This window comes from Streptomyces sp. ATCC 21386 (assembly GCF_018728545.1).
Taxonomy (GTDB): domain Bacteria; phylum Actinomycetota; class Actinomycetes; order Streptomycetales; family Streptomycetaceae; genus Streptomyces.
Genome location: NZ_JAAVVL010000001.1, coordinates 8,312,456 through 8,329,587, shown reverse-complemented (window position 1 = coordinate 8,329,587; position 17,132 = coordinate 8,312,456). Strand labels below are relative to the sequence as shown.

Sequence of the window (17,132 nt, the reverse complement as noted above, 5' to 3'; positions counted from 1 at the left end):
CAAGCAGCACATACGCGACGAAGCGTAGGAAAGAAGGCTTCACCCCATGAGCAGCACCGAGACGCCCCGCGGGCCCGTCGACTCCTCCCGTGTCCCCCGGTACGCCGGGCCCGCGACCTACGCCCGGCTGCCGCGCCTGGACGAGGTGGGCCGGGCCGACGTCGCGGTCGTGGGCGTGCCCTTCGACTCGGGGGTCTCCTACCGGCCGGGCGCCCGCTTCGGCGGCAACGCGATCCGTGAGGCGTCCCGGCTGCTGCGCCCCTACAACCCGGCCCAGGACGCCTCCCCCTTCGCCCTCGCGCAGGTCGCGGACGCCGGTGACATCGCCGCCAACCCGTTCAACATCAACGAGGCGGTGGAGACGGTCGAGGCGGCCGCGGACGAGCTGCTCGGGACCGGGGCCCGGCTGATGACCCTCGGCGGGGATCACACCATCGCCCTGCCGCTGCTGCGGTCGGTCGCCAAGAAGCACGGCCCGGTGGCACTGCTCCACTTCGACGCGCACCTCGACACCTGGGACACGTACTTCGGCGCCGAGTACACGCATGGCACCCCGTTCCGGCGGGCGGTCGAGGAGGGGATCCTGGACACGTCCGCCCTCTCCCACGTGGGCACGCGCGGACCGCTGTACGGCAAGCAGGACCTCACCGACGACGAGAAGATGGGCTTCGGCATCGTCACGTCGGCGGACGTGATGCGGCGCGGGGTGGACGAGATCGCCGACCAGCTGAGGCAGCGGATCGGGGACCGCCCCCTCTACATCTCCATCGACATCGACTGTCTCGACCCGGCCCACGCGCCGGGCACGGGGACCCCGGAGGCGGGCGGCATGACCTCCCGCGAACTCCTTGAGATCCTGCGGGGCCTCGCCTCCTGCCACCTGGTCTCCGCCGACGTCGTCGAGGTGGCGCCCGCGTACGATCACGCCGAGATCACCGCGGTGGCCGCCTCGCACACGGCGTACGAACTCACCACCATCATGTCCCGGCAGATCGCCGCGGCCCGTGCGGAGACCGCGGGCCGGTGATCCGCGACAGGGAGAAGAAGGAGAAGGCAGCGCAGTGACCCACGACCACGACCTGGTACTCCGCCCGTCGGCCGCCCAGACGGAGGCCGCGCTGAACCCTCCCCCCGGCCGCAACGGCGGGGACCTGGTCGTGGAGACGCTGGCCGGGCTCGGCGCGACGACGGTCTTCGGGCTGCCCGGCCAGCACGCGCTCGGCATGTTCGACGCGCTGCGGAGGTCGGATCTGCGCTACATCGGCCTGCGCGTCGAGAACAACGCCGGGTTCGCGGCGGACGCGTACGGCCGGATCACCGGGGAGGCGGCGCCGCTGCTGCTGTCGACCGGGCCGGGCGCGCTGACCTCACTGGCCGCGCTCCAGGAGGCCGCGGCGGCCTCGGCCCCCGTCCTGGCGATCAGCAGCCAGGTCCCCACGGCGGGCCTGGGCGGCGGCCGCCACGGCTACCTCCACGAACTCCCCGACCAGTCGGCCTCGTTCCGGGGTGTGGTGAAGTCCGTCCACACCGTCCGCACCCAGTCCCAGATCCCGTCCGCGATCGAGGCGGCCTGGAAGTCGGCGCTCTCGGCCCCGCACGGCCCGGTGTGGGTGGAGATCCCGCAGGACGTGCTGCTCGCCGAGACGCCGATCCCGGTGGTGACGGGCGGCGACGCCTTCCCGGAGGAACTGCCCCCGCGCCCCGAACTGACCGCCGTGGCCGCCCACCTGCTGTCGTCCGCCTCCCGCCCGGCGATCATCGCGGGCGGCGGCGTCGTCCGGGCGGACGCGTCCGGCAAGCTGCGGCAGCTGGCGGAGCGGCTGTCGGCGCCGGTCGTGACGACGTTCGGGGGGAAGGGCGCCTTCCCGTGGACGCACCCGCTGTCGCTCCAGTCGTGGCTGGAGGACCGGCACACGACGGACTTCCTGGAGGACGCGGACGTCCTGCTGGTGGTCGGCTCGGGCCTCGGTGAACTCTCCTCCAACTACCACACGTTCAAGCCCCGGGGCCGGGTGATCCAGATCGAGGCGGACCTCGGGAAGCTGGAGTCCAACCATCCCGCGCTGGGCATCCACGCGGACGCGCGCCTGGCGCTGACCGCGCTGCTGGAGACGATCGAGGGGACACGGGAGGACGAGTCGGCGCCGGAGCGGGTGCGGGACGTGCTCGCACGGGTGCGGGAACGCATCGACGGCCAGCAACTCACCCTCGAAGAAGACCTGTTGGCGTCCATCCGGCGGGCACTTCCGCCCCGCGCGCCTTCCTTCTGGGACATGACGATCCTGGCGTACTGGGCCTGGTCGGCGTTCGACCCGAAGGGCCCCAACACCATGCACTCCGCGCAGGGTTCGGGCGGCCTCGGCTACGCGTTCCCCGCGGCCCTCGGCGCGGCGGCGGCCGACCCGACCCAGCCGGTGCTGGCCGTCTCCGGCGACGGCGGCGCGCTGTACTCGATCGCGGAACTGGCCACGGCCCGGCAGTACGACCTCGACGTCACCTGGCTGATCGTCGACGACGGCGGTTACGGGATCCTGCGCGAGTACATGACGGACACGTTCGGGGAGGCCACCGGCACGGAACTGACCCGGCCGGACTACGTCGCCCTGGCGGAGTCGTTCGGGGTGCCGGGGGTGCGGACGACCCCCGAGACCCTCACCACGGACCTGGCCAAGTCCCTTGCCGCGCCGGGCCCTTCGGTGGTCGTCCTGCCGGCGGTGCTGAGGATGTTCGCACCGACGCATCTCTGACGCGCCCCTGACGCGTATGTGATGCAGATCACTTCCTGAGAGGTGATGATTCCCCCGGGGAATCGCCCATGTGTCCGACTTAATCCTCCTTCCCGGATTCGCAGGCGCCACTTTAGGTTGCAATGGACCGCAACTGTCACACAGTTCGGACACACAAACTTCATAAGGGCTCCGGAGGAGCTCACGGGGGAAGGAGCAACGGGAATGACCGCCCGTTGGTACAGGCGGCCTCGTGCTGCCCGAAAACTCGGCGTGCTGCTCGGCACCGCCGTCGTACTCACCGCGACAGTGGGAACACCGGCTGTCGGTGCGACCGCGAACACGACCACTTCCACTTCCACGACCACTTCCACAACAGAACCGGCCGTGAACGGCGCACCCGTCGACGCCGCCGAGGCGTCCGCCTTCGCGAAGGCCGCCGCGACCGGTGAGCCGGTGGAGATCGTCGACCGGCGGGCCGAGGACGAACTCGTCTTCGCCAATCCGGACGGCTCGCTGACCAGTGAGACCAGTGTCCAGCCGCAGCGGGTGCGGCGTCCCGACGGCACGTGGGTGAAGGCCGACGCGACCCTGGAACGCCGACCGGACGGCACGGTCGGCCCCAAGGCCGCCGTCGTCGACCTCACCTTCGCGAAGGCCGGCTCGTCCGACTTCGTCACACTCGGCGAGGAGGGCAAGTCCTTCACGCTCAGCTGGCCCACGCCGCTGCCCGAGCCGGTCCTCTCCGGGGACACCGCCGAGTACCGCGAGGTGCTCCCCGGCGTGGACCTGCTGGCCACCGCCTCGGTCACGGGCTACTCGTACGTCCTGGAGGTGAAGACCCCCGAGGCGGCCGACAGCTCCGAGCTGGCCGAACTGCGGCTGCCCGTACGGTCGCAGGGCCTGGACCTCGGCACCGGACCGACCGGTGGTCTCCAGGCCGTGGACGCCTCCGGCGAGCGCGTCTTCGGCGGGCAGGCGCCCAAGATGTGGGACTCCGCCGCCGCCGGGGTTCCCGCCGGCGCCGTTCCCGCATCGGGCACGGACACGCCCGCCCAGGAGGCTCCCGACGCCGGCGCCAAGGTCGCCGACATGGCCCTCGACGTCTCCGCGTCCGCCGTCACCGTCGAGCCCGACCGCGCCCTGCTCACCGCCGCCGACACCGACTTCCCGGTCTACATCGACCCCGAGGCCGGTATGTCCAAGAGCGAGTGGCTGTACGTGTCCAGCGCCAACCCGAGCACGGAGTTCCACAAGTTCAAGAAGGACGAGGGCGTCGGCCGGTGCTCGGCCGACACCATCGGTGGCATCTACTACGTGTGCAGCGGCTCGCCGTACACGAACCGGATGTACTTCCAGTTCTCCACCGACGGCTGGAAGAACCGCACCATCTCCAGGGCGGTCTTCGAGGTCTACGAGACGTTCTCGTTCTCCTGCACCAAGAGCACCGTCAACCTGCACATGGTCGCCGAGGGCGGTGTCGACTCCGCCACCAACTGGAACAACAAGCCCAAGGACGGCGACCTGTTGGTCGACAAGACCGTCGCGTACGGCCGGGGCGACAGCTGTAGCCCGGACGCGCCGCCCAGTTGGGTCGACTTCGCGGACAACGCCGATGAGAGCAATGAGAACCTGACCTCCTCCGTCCGTAAGAAGGCAGCTGGTGAGGACCCGATTGCGTTCTCGCTGCGGGCTGCCGACGAGGGCGACCCCAACTCCTGGAAGCGGTTCCAGGGCGACAACGCCAAGCTCGTCGTCACGTACAACACGCGTCCGAACAAGCCCACCGGGGAGAAGCTGAGCAACCCGGAGGAGAAGACCTGCACCACCGACAACACCAAGCGGCCGTGGATCCGGGACGCGACCCCGGCCATGTCCGTCACCGGCACCGACGCCGACTCGCACACCGACGGCACCGGCCAGAACCTCACCGCGACCTTCCGGGTCTGGGACCAGGTCGACGGCAGGCCCATGGTCTACGAGGGCAAGGACGGGCCGCAGAACGAGGGCAGGTTCGAGCGGGGGATCCCGGTCAGGGAGCTGAAGCACGGCCACGGCTACAGGTGGCACGCCCAGACCTACGACGGCTCCACCGGCAAGCTCAAGGACTCCGGGTACTCCGAGTGGTCCGACTGGTGCGAGTTCGTGGTGGACGTGGAGAAGCCCGACACCAAGCCGCGCGTGGAACCGGTGGCGGATGAGGCGGACCTCCCGGCGGGCGCCAGGCGGCACTTCACCCTCTCCGCGAACGGCAACTCCGACTCGGTCTTCAAGAACGACGTCGAGTTCTACGAGTGGGACCTCGGCAACGACACGCCCGCCCGCAAGGCTGACCCGGCCGCTCTCGGCGGCAACGCCACGATCGAGGTGCCGACCAGCACCTTCGGTCCGAACGTGCTCTACGTCCGCAGTGTCGACCGGGCCGGCAATCGGGGCCCGTTGGAGAAGTACTTCTTCACCGTCGACCGCGCCTGCGCCGACGTCCTCGCGGACACCTGCGCCGCCGCCGTCTACGGCCTCGACCAGACCTCCGGCACCACGGCCCCCGACAGCTCCGGCCACGACCGCGATCTGACGGTGAAGGGTGCCGACTGGGTCGCGGGCAACAACTCCGCGAGCGACCCGGCTGATAAGGCGCTGCGTTTCAACGGCACCACCGACCACGCCACCGCCGTGTCAGCTGTGCACACCGGGCAGGCGTTCACCGTGTCGGCCTGGGTGCGGCCCACGTCGCTGGCCAAGAACATCTCGGTGGTCAGCCAGGCGGGCAGCCAGGGCAACGGCTTCAACCTCTACTACTCCACCGCCTACAAGCGCTGGATCTTCGGCCGGCACATCAGCGACACGGCGGACTCCGACATCGTCCGCGCCATGGCGAGCAGCGAGCGCCCCGCGACCGTGAACAAGTGGGTTCACCTGGCCGGTTCGTACGACCCGGTGGCCCGGAAGTTCACGCTCTTCGTCGACGGTGAGGAGCAGGGCAGCGCCACCGTGACCGACGTCTGGAACGCCTCCAAGGGTCTCAACATCGGCCGTGCCCAGTATGGCGCCGACTGGTCCGACCCCTTCGCCGGTGACATCGACGACGTGCGCCTCGTTCCCGGCCTGCTGTCGGGGACGGAGATCTTCCGGCTCGCGAACAACTGACCGCTGCTGTCGACCGCTGTCCACCACTGATGACCGCTGACGATCACTGACGACTCCCGACCAGAGCCGTCCACCTGGGTGCCCGAACTCCTCGGGCACCCGGGGCACTTCCACACCCATACGGGAGGGGGAGCGCGCGTGCGCGCATCTCGCAGACACAGAACACACGCCTGGGCCAAAGCCCTTGGTGTCACCCTTACTTCAGCCCTGACGATCACCCTGCTCCAGGGCACCCCGGCCCTGGGCGACGACCCCGACGAGGCACGGGAGAAGCGGCGCCCTAAGACCCAGGACGTCGCCTCGACGCCGGTCGTCGAACAGGACGGCACCGCCGCCACCCCGCTCAAGCACACCAAGAGGTACGGAAAGCCGCTGAACCCCAAGGCCACCTGGCCGAAGGCGGGTTCCGCGACGGTCGACCTCGCCGGTGCCAACGCCAAGAAGCGCGGCGCGCTGTCGAGCACCAAGGCCGGTTCACTGCCGGTCCGTGTCGGTCCGCCCGAGGGCATGACCCGCTCCACGATGGCCGCCGCCACGCCCGCCCGCGCCAAGGTGGACGTCCTCAGTCACGCCGCCGCGCAGAAGGCCGGCATCGACGGTCTCCTGCTCAAGGTGACCCGGACCGACAGCCGTACCACGAACGGCAAGGTGTCAGTCGAGGTCGACTACGCGGCCTTCGCGCAGGCCTACGGCGGTGACTGGGCCCAGCGGCTGCGTCTGGTCGAACTGCCCGCCTGTGCGCTGACCACGCCCAAGGCGGTCAAGTGCCAGACCGTCACCCCGCTGAAGACCGACAACGACGTCCGCGAGCAGAAGCTCACCGCCGACGTGGCCGCACTGCCCTCCGCCAAGGCCCCGCTGCTCGCGGTCGCGGCAGGACCTGCGGGCGGTTCGGGCTCGTACGCCGCGACCTCGCTGGCGCCCTCCGCGTCGTGGCAGGTCGCCGGGCAGACCGGCAGCTTCACCTGGCAGTAGCCGCTGCGCGTGCCGCCCGCGATCGCCGGTCCCTCCCCGCAGCTCGGGCTCGGCTACAACTCGGCCTCCACGGACGGCCGGACGGCTTCCAGCAACAACCAGACCTCCTGGATCGGCGAGGGTTTCGACCTGAGCGCCGGCTACATCGAGCGCTCGTACCGCTCGTGCACGGAGGACGGCCACGACGAGGCCGGGTCGCAGAAGTACGACCTGTGCTGGCACTCCGACAACGCCACCATGAACTTCGGGGGCCGGGCCGGTGAGCTGGTCAAGAAGGGCAAGGACGAGTGGCGTCTGAAGCAGGACGACGGCACCGTCATCGAGCGCAAGTACGAGGGTTCCAACGCCGACAACAACAACGAGTACTGGGTGGTCACCACCACCGACGGTACCCGTTACCACTTCGGCAAGGGCAAGCGCGAGGCGGCCGACACCGAGCTGACCGGCTCCTCGTGGGAGGTCCCGGTCTTCGGTGACGACAAGGACGAGCCCTGTCACGCGGACACCTTCAAGGGGTCCCGCTGCCAGCAGTCGTGGCGCTGGAACCTCGACTACGTCGTCGACGTGCACGGCAACACGATGACGTACTACTACGGCACCGAGACCAACAAGTACGACAGCGTGCGCGGCGACAAGGTCGTCTCCTACGACCGCGGCGGCTACCTCAAGCGGATCGAGTACGGCGAGCAGCAGGGCAAGGAGAACACCACCGCCGCGCCCTCCCAGGTCGTCTTCGACGTCGCCGAGCGCTGCACCGGCGCCGCCGCCGACTGCGAGCCGGGCGACCTGAAGGAGTCCACCGCCAAGCGCTGGCCGGACGTGCCGTTCGAGCAGATCTGCACCTCCGACACCGAGTGCAAGGACCAGTGGTCCCCGACCTTCTTCTCCCGCAAGCGCCTCGCGAAGGTCACCACACAGGTCCTGGGGTCCGACGGCAAGACCTACTCGGACGTCGACGAGTGGGACCTGGCGCACAAGTACCAGAGCGCCGACACCACGCACGCCCCGGCCCTGTGGCTGGAGTCGGTCACCCACTCCGGCAAGGACGGCGCGAACAAGCTCCCGAAGGTCACCTTCTACGAGCGCCAGGACGCCAACCGCGTCGACACCGGCTCCGACGACCGCCTGCCCATGTACAAGTGGCGCATCCGGGCGATCCAGTCGGAGACGGGCGGCACGATCTCGGTCAACTACAAGCCGAACGAGTGCACGCCGACGAACCTCCCCACCCCCGAGACCAACACCAAGCGGTGCATGCCGTCCTTCTGGTCGAAGGAGGGCACGGTCGGAGAGAAGGAGGACTGGTTCCACAAGTTCGTCGTCGACACGGTGATCGAGGACGAGGTCACCATCACCGGCCCCAACAAGGTCACCTCCTACGACTACGAGGGCGCCGCCTGGGCCTTCGACGACAGCGAGCTGGTCAAGACCAAGAAGAAGACCTGGAACCAGTGGCGCGGCTACCGCACGGTCACCATGAAGACGGGTGAGGCGGGCAGCAAGCAACTCCGCACGGAGACCACCTACCTCCAGGGCATGGACGGCGACCGGGAGAAGGAGTCCGGCGGCACCAAGTCGGTCACGGTCACCGCCTCCGACGGCACGAAGATCCGTGACGACGCCCGCCACCAGGGCTTCGTCGTGGAGCAGCGCAGCTTCAACGGGGCTGCCGAGGTGACCGGTTCGGTCAGCACTCCGTGGAAGTCCGAGCCCACGGCGACGGAGGGCAAGGACGAGGCGTCGTACGCGGCCGTCAAGTCGACGAAGACCCGCACGGCCCTCGACGAGGGCAAGGTCCGCCGGGCCGCCATCGAGCACTTCTACGACTCGTACGGCATGCTGTCCCGCTCCTCCGACTCCGGCGACCTGGCGGTCGAGGACGACGACACCTGCACGACGAACACGTACAACCGCAACACGGACGCGAACCTGCTGACCCTGCTGAAGCGGGTGACCGTCCTCCCCGTGAACTGCGACGACGGCGCGCCCACGTCCTTCAAGGGCGAGGCGATCTCCGACGTCCGCACCTGGTACGACGACCGTGACACCTACGGCGCCACGCCCACCAAGGGTGACGTGGTGCGCAGTGAGAAGCTCAAGGGCTACACGGCCGACGGCACCCCGCAGTACGTGACGACGTCGACGGCCAAGTACGACGTCCATGGTCGTGTCGTGGAGTCCGCCGACCAGGCGGGCAACGCGACGAAGACGACCTACACCCCCGCCACGGGCGGGCCGGTCACCGGCATGAAGGTCGAGGACCCGCTCGGCAACACCACCACCTCCACCGTCGACCGCCGCTGGGGCCTGGTCGCCGCCACGGTCGACCCCAACAAGCAGCGCACCGACCTGGAGTACGACGCCCTCGGCCGCCTGCTGAAGGTCTGGCTCCCGGGCCGCGCCAAGGCCTCGGACACGCCGAGCCTGGAGTACGCGTACCTGATCCGCAACAACGCGCCGGTGGTCACCACGACGAAGTCGCTCCTTCCCAACGGTTCGGTGGCCACCAGCCATCAGCTCAGCGATGGTTTGTTGCGCCCGCGTCAGACGCAGACGCCGGCGGCGAACTCGGGTCGGGTCATCACGACCACCGAGTACGACAGCCGGGGCCTGGCGGTGAAGGAGATCGGCCCGTTCTACAACACGGCGGCCGTCGGTACGACCTTCGTGAACGTCGTCGACGCCTCCGAGGGCACCCCTCGCGAGACGGAGACGGTCTACGACGCGGCCGGCCGCGCCACGGACTCGATCTTCCGCGTGGCCGGCACCGAGAAGTGGCGCACGAAGACCGCGTACCACGGCGACCACACGACGGTCGACCCACCGGCGGGAGCCACGCCGACCGCGACGTACACCAACGCGCAGGGTCAGACGACCAAGGTCCTGGAGTTCAAGGCATCCTCGCCCACGGGAGCGGCGGACACGACGTCGTACGACTACGACGCGGCGGGCCGCCTCACCGCGGTGAAGGACACGTCGGGCAACGTCTGGTCGTCCGAGTACGACGTGCGTGGCCGCCAGACCAGGTCCGTCGACCCGGACGCGGGTACGACGTATATGACGTACAACGACCTGGACCAGCTGAAGACGGTCCGCAACCAGCGTGAGATCACCCTCACCTTCACCTACGACAAGCTGGGCCGTCAGCGCTCGCTGTACAACGGCGACAAGAAGCTGACGACCTGGGAGTACGACAGCGCCACCGTGCCGAACGGCAAGGGGCGTCTGACCTCAGCCACCAAGTGGGTGGGGGACGACGGCTACACCTCTTCGGTCGACGCGTACGACGTGGCGGGCCGCCCGACGAAGACCTCGGTGACCATCCCGGCCTCCGAGGGCAAACTGGCTGGGACGTACACGGCCACAGCGTCGTACAAGCCGGACGGCTCGATCGACGACGTCGGTCTCCCGGCCGTCGGCGGTCTCCCGGCGGAGAAGATCACCACGGGCTATACGGCGGCAGGTCTGCCGTCCTTCACCCTGGGCGACACGACCGACTACGCCCGCGAGACCCGCTACTCCAACTACGGCGAGATGCTCCAGCTCACGCTGGGCACCGCCAGCGCGGACAAGTACACCTGGCTCACCAACACCTACGAGGAGGGCACCCGGCGCCTGGAGCGCGCCCGGATCGACCGGGAGATCGTCAAGACCCCGGACTCCGACATCACCTACGGCTACGACGCCGCCGGGAACATCCAGAAGATCGCGGACACGCCCGAGGGCACGACGGCGGACGTCCAGTGCTTCACGTACGACTACCTGCGCCGCCTGAGCGAGGCATGGACCCAGACCGCGACCGCCTGCGCCCCGAGCGCCGGTGAGGCGGCGGTCGGCGGCCCGGCACCGTACCGGCACTCCTACACCTACGACGCCGCGGGCAACCGTACGAGCGAGGTCCGCCACGCGACCGGCACGACCGGCGACGCGGCGATCACGCAGACGACGACATACGTGCCGAAGGCCCAGGACACCAAGGGCGGCACGCACGCGCACGCCCTGAAATCCGCCGAGGTGCGCACCGCGACGGCGGCCAAGGAAGTGACGGCGGCCCAGAGCTTCCAGTACGACGAGACGGGCAACACCGTCCGCCGCACCAAGGCGGCCACGGACCTCTCCCCGGCGGTCGACCAGAAGCTGGACTGGGACGAACAGGGCCGCCTGAGCGCGGTCACCCCGTACCTGTCCGGCGACGACCTCGACGAGGCCAACAAGACCTCGTACGTGTACGACGCCTCGGGCGGACGCCTGCTCCGCAAGGAGAAGGGCGCGGTCACGCTGTACCTGGGCGCCCAGGAGATCCGCCTCGACACGGCCAAGAACTCCCTGTCGGGCACGCGCTACTACTCCCACGCTGGCAAGAAGATCGCCGTGCGGACGACGGCCGGGGTGACCTGGCTGGTCGGAGGCCAGAACGGCACGGCCGAGATCGCGATCAAGGCCGTGGACTCGGCGATCACGCAGCGTCGCACGCTTCCCTTCGGTGAGGTGCGCGGTGCCAAGCCGGCTGCGGACGCGTGGCCGGGCGACAGGTCCTTCGTGGGCGGCACGGCGGACGCGACGACGGGCATGATCCAACTCGGCGCCCGCGCGTACGACCCGGCGACGGGACGGTTCGTCTCCGCCGACCCCGTTCTGAACGCGGGCGACCCACAGCACCTCAACGCCTACGCGTACGGCCGCAACAACCCGCTCGCCTTCCCTGACCCGACGGGCCTGTACTGGGGTGAGTCCTGGATCAGCCCGATCGGTCACGGAGCCCTCGATGTCCTGGGCCTTGTCCCGGTCTTCGGAGAGCCTGCCGACCTCCTCAACGGCCTCTGGTACACAGCCGAAGGCAACTACATCGACGCGGGCCTGTCCTACGCCTCCGCCATCCCGCTCGCGGGCTACGCGGCCACGGCAGGGAAGGGCGCGCGGTACGTCAACAAGGCGGTCGACGCGGCCGACACCACGAAGGACGCCACCACGGCGACCAAGAAGACCGAGGACGCAGTCGACGCGGCCGACAAGGTCACCCCGCCAGTCACCCCGAAGCCGAAGGAGAAGCCCGCCCCGGCACCTCCCGCCAAGGCCAAGGAGGCGCCCGAGGCCAAGAAGGGCGACTCCGGCGGCAAGCAGGGCGACGGCGCGGGAAAGAAGTCCGAGACCGGTGGTGGGGGCAAAGACTCCGACGCACCCGCTGCGGGAGGATCCTGCAAGACGAGCAATAGCTTCGTCCCCGGCACGCTCGTCCTGATGGCCGACGGCTCCACCAAGCCGATCGAGGACGTCGAGACCGGCGACAAGGTCCTCGCCACGGACCCCGAGACCGGCGAGACGACCACGGAGACGGTCACCGCCGAGATCAAGGGCGAGGGCCTCAAGCACCTGGTCGAGCTCACCGTCGACACCGATGGCGACACGGGCAGCGCCACAAACACGATCACCTCGACCGACGGCCACCCCTTCTGGGTCCCCGAACTCGGCGAGTGGATCGACGCCACCGACCTGAAGAATGGCCAGTGGCTGCGCACCAGCGCGGGCACCCTGGTCCAGATCACAGCGGTGGAACACAGGACCAGCGGGTCGGCCACTGTCCACAACCTGACGGTTGACGACGCCCATACGTACTATGTGGTGACCGGCAGCGTCCCGGTGTTGGTCCACAACTGTGGATCGAACGAGGATGGGTATCTGTATCGCGGTCTCGCCAAGGGCCACCACCAATATGACGCTGCTGCGGCAGGCCGTGCGGTGCCCCGCGGAACCAGCACGGACATCCGCGCTCACACGGGTGGAAACGCAACGGACACCAACTTCACGTCGTGGTCGGATGACGCCGACGTTGCCGTGGAGGGTGCTCAGAACCTGTCCGACAAATGGGTTGGCGAAGGTGTGATGCTGCGCATCAAGGTGGCAAATATTGATCCCGCCATAGGGCCGTCGAGAAATATTCAGATCCACGGCTCCCAGTGGGAGACATTCTTCGAAGATGAGCATTTCATCGTCGGTGAAATCTGGGCCGACGACATCAGCTTCGACTTCGGGGAAACCTGGTCATCCGTCGGGCGGCGATGAGGTGAACGAAGTATCCGCGAGTGAAATGATCGCCGCATTCGTGTCCGACTCTCCGGCTGGCGTTCAGGCCAAGAACGCGCTGCTCTCTGGGGCGCGTTACGAGATCTGGCTCGAGCCCCTCCCGGCGTCGATGCTTCGGGGCATCCTTCGTAGGAGGCTAAGGAGCCTGCAGCGGCGTGGCAAGCCGGTTGTCGGGGTCGCAGAATGTCTTGCGAGTCTTGCCGAAAAGGGTGAGCAGGGCCTTCTCGTGGCCTACGTGGACGATCGCGAAAGAGCCGGATACCTCTTTCCTCTCTACCTGGAGCCGAACCCGCTCAAAGTGGTCGCCTGCATGGGATTCGGCACCTCCTCCGAAGGTGACGCCATCGTCGGTTCGGAGTAACACTGCAGGTAGGAACCTCACAGTGCCCCAGCGGCCCCGCCGGATCTGTTTCCGGTGGGGCCGCTGGGTTTTAGACGGCATGCCCGCACCTCACGGGACCCCGCGCCTCCAGTCGTCGCCGTGAAAGAGAAGGCGGACGGTGAAAAGCCGGCGAAGAAGAAGGCGGACGATCCGGACAACGTCTACATCTACGCGGCACCTGGCAAGGGAATGGTCAAGAAGCTCGAGGACCAGGGCTTCCAGCCCGAGGACTTCCCGGGCCGTGAGTTCGAATTCCCGGACGGCCATGCCTACTTCGGTCTGGGTGATGAGGGACTCGAAATCGCCCAGGACTACGCGGGGTGGGTTGGCTACGATGGGGCGGTCGTGGAGATCACAATTCCCAAGGCTGACTTCGAACAGTACTTCAGGAAGCATGTATATTCGCGCAACGGTGTGGAGGATGCCGAAGTTGCGATTCCCAAGGAGCTGTTCGGCGTCCTCAATTCGTATCCCTTGAGAGTGATGAAACAGTGACCGATGGTCTGGTGACGGAGGTCGAGGCGGGCCTCATGGGGAGCATCATTGAAGGGGAGGCCATCGCAGTCTTTCGCTGGGGCGTAATCGTTGACCTGGGGCTGTCATGGGTGGGCCTCATCGATGTCCTTTACATCGAGGATGACGACAACTACCACGTGGGAGACCAGGTGTGCTGCTATCTGGAGTGCTTCGACGAGAAGAAGCGCAAATTCATTCTGAGGCCGCCGGGTCAGGTACCTGTCGCTGAACACCTACGCAGGGCCGAGGAGCGACGAGATCCATCCTCCTGACCTTCCGGACAAACGGCGATCGCCGGGGGAGCGTGCGCGACGCGCTTTCCGGAGATCGTTGAAACGTCGACCTGCTGCTGGACGAGCGAGCTGAGGACGGGAGAACCATGCGCCTCTGGGCGCTGTTTCTGTAGCTCTTCAGTTTCGCCGGTGGGCAGCCGGTGGAGAGACGCGTGTGGACAGTACATCACCACGTGGGAGGGGATAGCTCGCCGCACATGCTCTGACCGGCATGAACGTCACCGGACAGCACGACGAGGCGCTGGGCGACACGAGCGCTCACGGAGGGTTTTCAGGGTGGCCTCCGGATGGGTGACGGCGGGACCGTAGGCGACGGACAGAGCCCCCGGGCCGTTGAGAAAGGTTTCTAGGTCTCGACTCTCATGCTCAGGAGTCCTGTTGGTCCAGTATTCTGCCGCACTCGACTGGCCGCACACACTCAAGGGGATCGGCCCATTTTCCAAACAGCTTTGCGCGAAGGAAGTTGTGATGGCGGGTGACTGGGAGTGGCTGCGAGGTCTGCAGGCGTCCAGCGACGTGCCTGAAGAGTTGCGCGCTCCGACGGCATCGCCTGCACTCAACCTCGGTGTGCGGGTGATCGGCAGCAACATCGTCGGTAATGATGTGGTCGAACTGGCCGCGCAATACATGGCCGAACACGCTCGGCTCGAACTGTGGATCGGCGGTCATGAACCGCCTCTGGGATTTCAGCAGCAGTTCGAGCGAGGCCGGTCCTCTTCCGAGGCGCTGCTTGTGGTCTACGAGGCGTGGATCGCGTTCGAAACCGCCTACCAGGCGGCCGGTAAGAAGGTCGACCAGGTACGCGACGAGCGGGAGAGGCTGAAGAAGGCCCTGTCCAGGGCCATCGACTCCCTCGTACGCGCCCGGATCGAATAGTCGAGAAGGGGTTGGGCTGCCACCCTCCATCCCGTTCGCCGTGCTTCAGTGGTGGCAGAGGGGCCTCGCCGGTCGGATTCCGGCGAGGCCCCATTTTCAGGCGGTGCCGCGCGAGCGCGAGGGCACCCTTCTCGTTTTGTACGGCTCGAAAACGGAGTGTCGGCACAGAAGGGGGAAGCGTTGTGGATGGATGGAGCGGGTCAGGTGTGTGTCACGGCCGGAGGCGGGTCGTCAAGCCCTCGAAATAGCTGCGGTGTACGCCTGGTAGGTCCACCTCGTCCGGGTCCAGGAGCCAGAGGAGGTGGGCGCCCTCCAGGAAGGCGGCGACCTCCGTGGCCAGTGTCGTCGGGTTGACGTCCGGGCGGGCCGTGCCGTCCTTCGTCGCGCGGGTGAAGAGGGCCGTCAGGTGGGCGCGTAGGGCGCGGCCCCGGTCGCGGAACCAGGTGTGGAGGGCGGTGCCCGGGTCCAGGTTCTCGGCCGTCAACGTGGTGTGCAGGGCCGTCAGTTCGCGTTCGGCGGCCGCCGTGTGCTCGGCGTCGCGGACGAACCAGGCGAAGGCCTCGGCGAGGGTGGGTTCCGAGGTCGGGGTGGCCGACAGACGGGCCAGCGCGCGGCGGTCGGCCTCCTCCAGGACCGCCTGGACCAGGCCCTCCTTGCTGCCGAAGTGGTGGATGAGGGCGGACGGGGTGACGCCTGCCCGTTCGGCGATCGCGGCGACGCCCGTGCCGCGTACGCCCTGCTGGGAGAAGAGCGTGATCGCCGCGTCCACCATCGCGCGGCGGCGTTCCACGCCCCGCCTCTGCACCTGTCCCTTGACTCCGGCCATGGTCATCAGGGTGCCGGGTGGGGTGCGGGGGCGTCCACTTCGAAAAAGGGTGTGCGGGATCCGTGTCCGATCATTATCTTGAACGACCATGCAGGAAAATAGAGAGAAGGACGATGTCGTCCTGGTCGGCCGCGAGCGGATCGTTCCCGTGGACGGCATCGAGTTGTGGGCCGAGGAGTTCGGCGGTCCCGAGCATCCGGTCGTGCTGTTGGTGATGGGCGCCCAGGCGCAGGGCGTCCAGTGGAACGACGGGATCGTGCGGCGGCTCGTCGAGGGCGGGCGCCGGGTCATCCGGTACGACCACCGCGACACCGGGCGGTCCTCCGTCGTCGACTTCGCCGTACGGCCGTACACCGTCGCCGACCTGGCCTCGGACGCGCTCGCCGTGCTGGACGCGTTCGGCGTGGAGAAGGCACATCTGGTCGGGGTCTCGCTGGGCGGGATCATCGCGCAGCGGATCGCCGTCACCGATCCGGAACGGGTGCTGACCTTGACGAGCCTGTCGTCACAGCCCCTGGGTACGGACACGGCGGCCGCGGTGACCCGGGCCATGGCGGGGGAGCCCCCGGCGCCCAGTCAACTGCCTCCGCCCAGCGCCGAGTTGCTGGCCGCGCTCGCGACCACCTTCCCCGACCCGAAGGCCGGCCCGGAGGAGCACCTCGCCCTGCGGCTGCCGCTGTGGCGGGTGCTGCACGGGTCGGTGCTGCCGTTCGACGAGGAGGAGTACCGGGCCATGGAGCGGCGGGTGTTCGAGCGGGCGCGCGATCTGGCGGCCGGGGTCAACCACACGCTCGCCGGGGCCGCCGGCGGGGACGACACGGCGGCCCTGGCCTCGGTCACCGCGCCGACGCTCGTCCTGCACGGCACCGAGGACCCGATGTTCCCGCCGGCGCACGCGGAGGCGACGGCCGCCGCCGTGCCGGGCGCCCGGCTGGTCATGATCGAGGGGCTGGGGCACAGCCTGCCGAGGGCGATGGACGCCCGCCTGGCCGAGGAGATCCTGCGGCACACGGCCTGACACGCGGCCTGACACGCGGCCTGACACCTGAGCTGACAGGCGGCCCGACACCTGGCCTGACACGCGGCCTGACACCTGGCCTGACAGGAGGCCCGGCACACGGCCCGACGGCCGCTCGCCGACGTGGTGCGGCGCGCGCACCCGGCACCGCCGGGCACGCGCGCCGCTGTCGGTCTCCGCGCCGAGCGGCAGGGCCAGCGCATGGCGACCGGTCCCCGCGCCGAGCGGCAGGGCCAGCGCATGGCGACCGGTCCCCGCGCCGAGCGGCAGGGCCAGCGCATGGCGACCGGTC

At 68.6% G+C, this 17,132-nt stretch carries 11 protein-coding genes; 10 read left to right on the top strand and 1 reads right to left on the bottom strand.

Going from position 1 to position 17,132, the window contains the following annotated elements:
* Window positions 1–46 precede the first annotated feature (46 nt).
* The 9 genes from speB (at window position 47) to GWK25_RS35640 (ending at window position 14,996) form a co-directional block, all read left to right on the top strand.
* Window positions 47–1,027 carry an agmatinase gene (speB, locus tag GWK25_RS35680; RefSeq protein WP_215455629.1) on the top strand — a complete coding sequence of 327 codons (981 nt, stop codon included), beginning with the start codon at window positions 47–49 and terminating at the stop codon, window positions 1,025–1,027.
* Between the two features lie 34 nt (window positions 1,028–1,061).
* Window positions 1,062–2,747: a thiamine pyrophosphate-binding protein gene (locus GWK25_RS35675; RefSeq protein WP_215455628.1), complete on the top strand. Its 1,686-nt coding sequence runs from the start codon at window positions 1,062–1,064 to the stop codon at window positions 2,745–2,747.
* Window positions 2,748–3,113: 366 nt separating this feature from the next.
* Window positions 3,114–5,873, top strand: a complete 2,760-nt coding sequence (locus GWK25_RS35670; protein WP_308404398.1) for a LamG-like jellyroll fold domain-containing protein — start codon at window positions 3,114–3,116, stop codon at window positions 5,871–5,873.
* Window positions 5,874–6,011: 138 nt separating this feature from the next.
* A complete protein-coding gene (locus tag GWK25_RS44000) occupies window positions 6,012–6,848 on the top strand; it encodes a hypothetical protein (protein WP_251829189.1) in 837 nt (278 codons plus the stop codon).
* Window positions 6,849–6,857: 9 nt separating this feature from the next.
* Window positions 6,858–12,908, top strand: a complete 6,051-nt coding sequence (locus GWK25_RS44610) for a polymorphic toxin-type HINT domain-containing protein (protein WP_308404397.1) — start codon at window positions 6,858–6,860, stop codon at window positions 12,906–12,908.
* Window positions 12,909–12,933: 25 nt separating this feature from the next.
* Window positions 12,934–13,290: a hypothetical protein gene (locus GWK25_RS35655; RefSeq protein WP_215455626.1), complete on the top strand. Its 357-nt coding sequence runs from the start codon at window positions 12,934–12,936 to the stop codon at window positions 13,288–13,290.
* Window positions 13,291–13,410: 120 nt separating this feature from the next.
* A complete protein-coding gene (locus tag GWK25_RS35650) occupies window positions 13,411–13,806 on the top strand; it encodes a hypothetical protein (protein WP_215455625.1) in 396 nt (131 codons plus the stop codon).
* A gap of 11 nt (window positions 13,807–13,817) precedes the next feature.
* Window positions 13,818–14,099 (top strand): hypothetical protein, encoded by a 282-nt coding sequence (locus GWK25_RS35645; RefSeq protein ID WP_215455624.1) that lies wholly within the window; start codon window positions 13,818–13,820, stop codon window positions 14,097–14,099.
* Window positions 14,100–14,498: 399 nt separating this feature from the next.
* Window positions 14,499–14,996: a hypothetical protein gene (locus tag GWK25_RS35640; protein ID WP_215455623.1), complete on the top strand. Its 498-nt coding sequence runs from the start codon at window positions 14,499–14,501 to the stop codon at window positions 14,994–14,996.
* A 211-nt stretch (window positions 14,997–15,207) separates the two neighbouring features.
* Here the strand turns inward: GWK25_RS35640 and GWK25_RS35635 are convergent, their stop codons facing one another.
* Entirely contained in the window at window positions 15,208–15,822 is a 615-nt protein-coding gene (locus GWK25_RS35635) for a TetR/AcrR family transcriptional regulator (RefSeq protein ID WP_215455622.1), read from the bottom strand.
* An 88-nt stretch (window positions 15,823–15,910) separates the two neighbouring features.
* Between GWK25_RS35635 and GWK25_RS35630 the strand changes: the two genes are divergently transcribed.
* Window positions 15,911–16,840, top strand: a complete 930-nt coding sequence (locus GWK25_RS35630; RefSeq protein ID WP_215455621.1) for an alpha/beta fold hydrolase — start codon at window positions 15,911–15,913, stop codon at window positions 16,838–16,840.
* The last annotated feature ends 292 nt before the right edge of the window (window positions 16,841–17,132 follow it).

Coding starts and splice junctions, on each gene's coding strand:
- GWK25_RS35630 (WP_215455621.1), top strand. CDS start 15,911: ATGCAGGAAAATAGAGAGAAGGACGATGTCGTCCTGGTCGGCCGCGAG.
- speB (WP_215455629.1), top strand. CDS start 47: ATGAGCAGCACCGAGACGCCCCGCGGGCCCGTCGACTCCTCCCGTGTC.
- GWK25_RS35635 (WP_215455622.1), bottom strand. CDS start 15,822: ATGGCCGGAGTCAAGGGACAGGTGCAGAGGCGGGGCGTGGAACGCCGC.
- GWK25_RS35655 (WP_215455626.1), top strand. CDS start 12,934: ATGATCGCCGCATTCGTGTCCGACTCTCCGGCTGGCGTTCAGGCCAAG.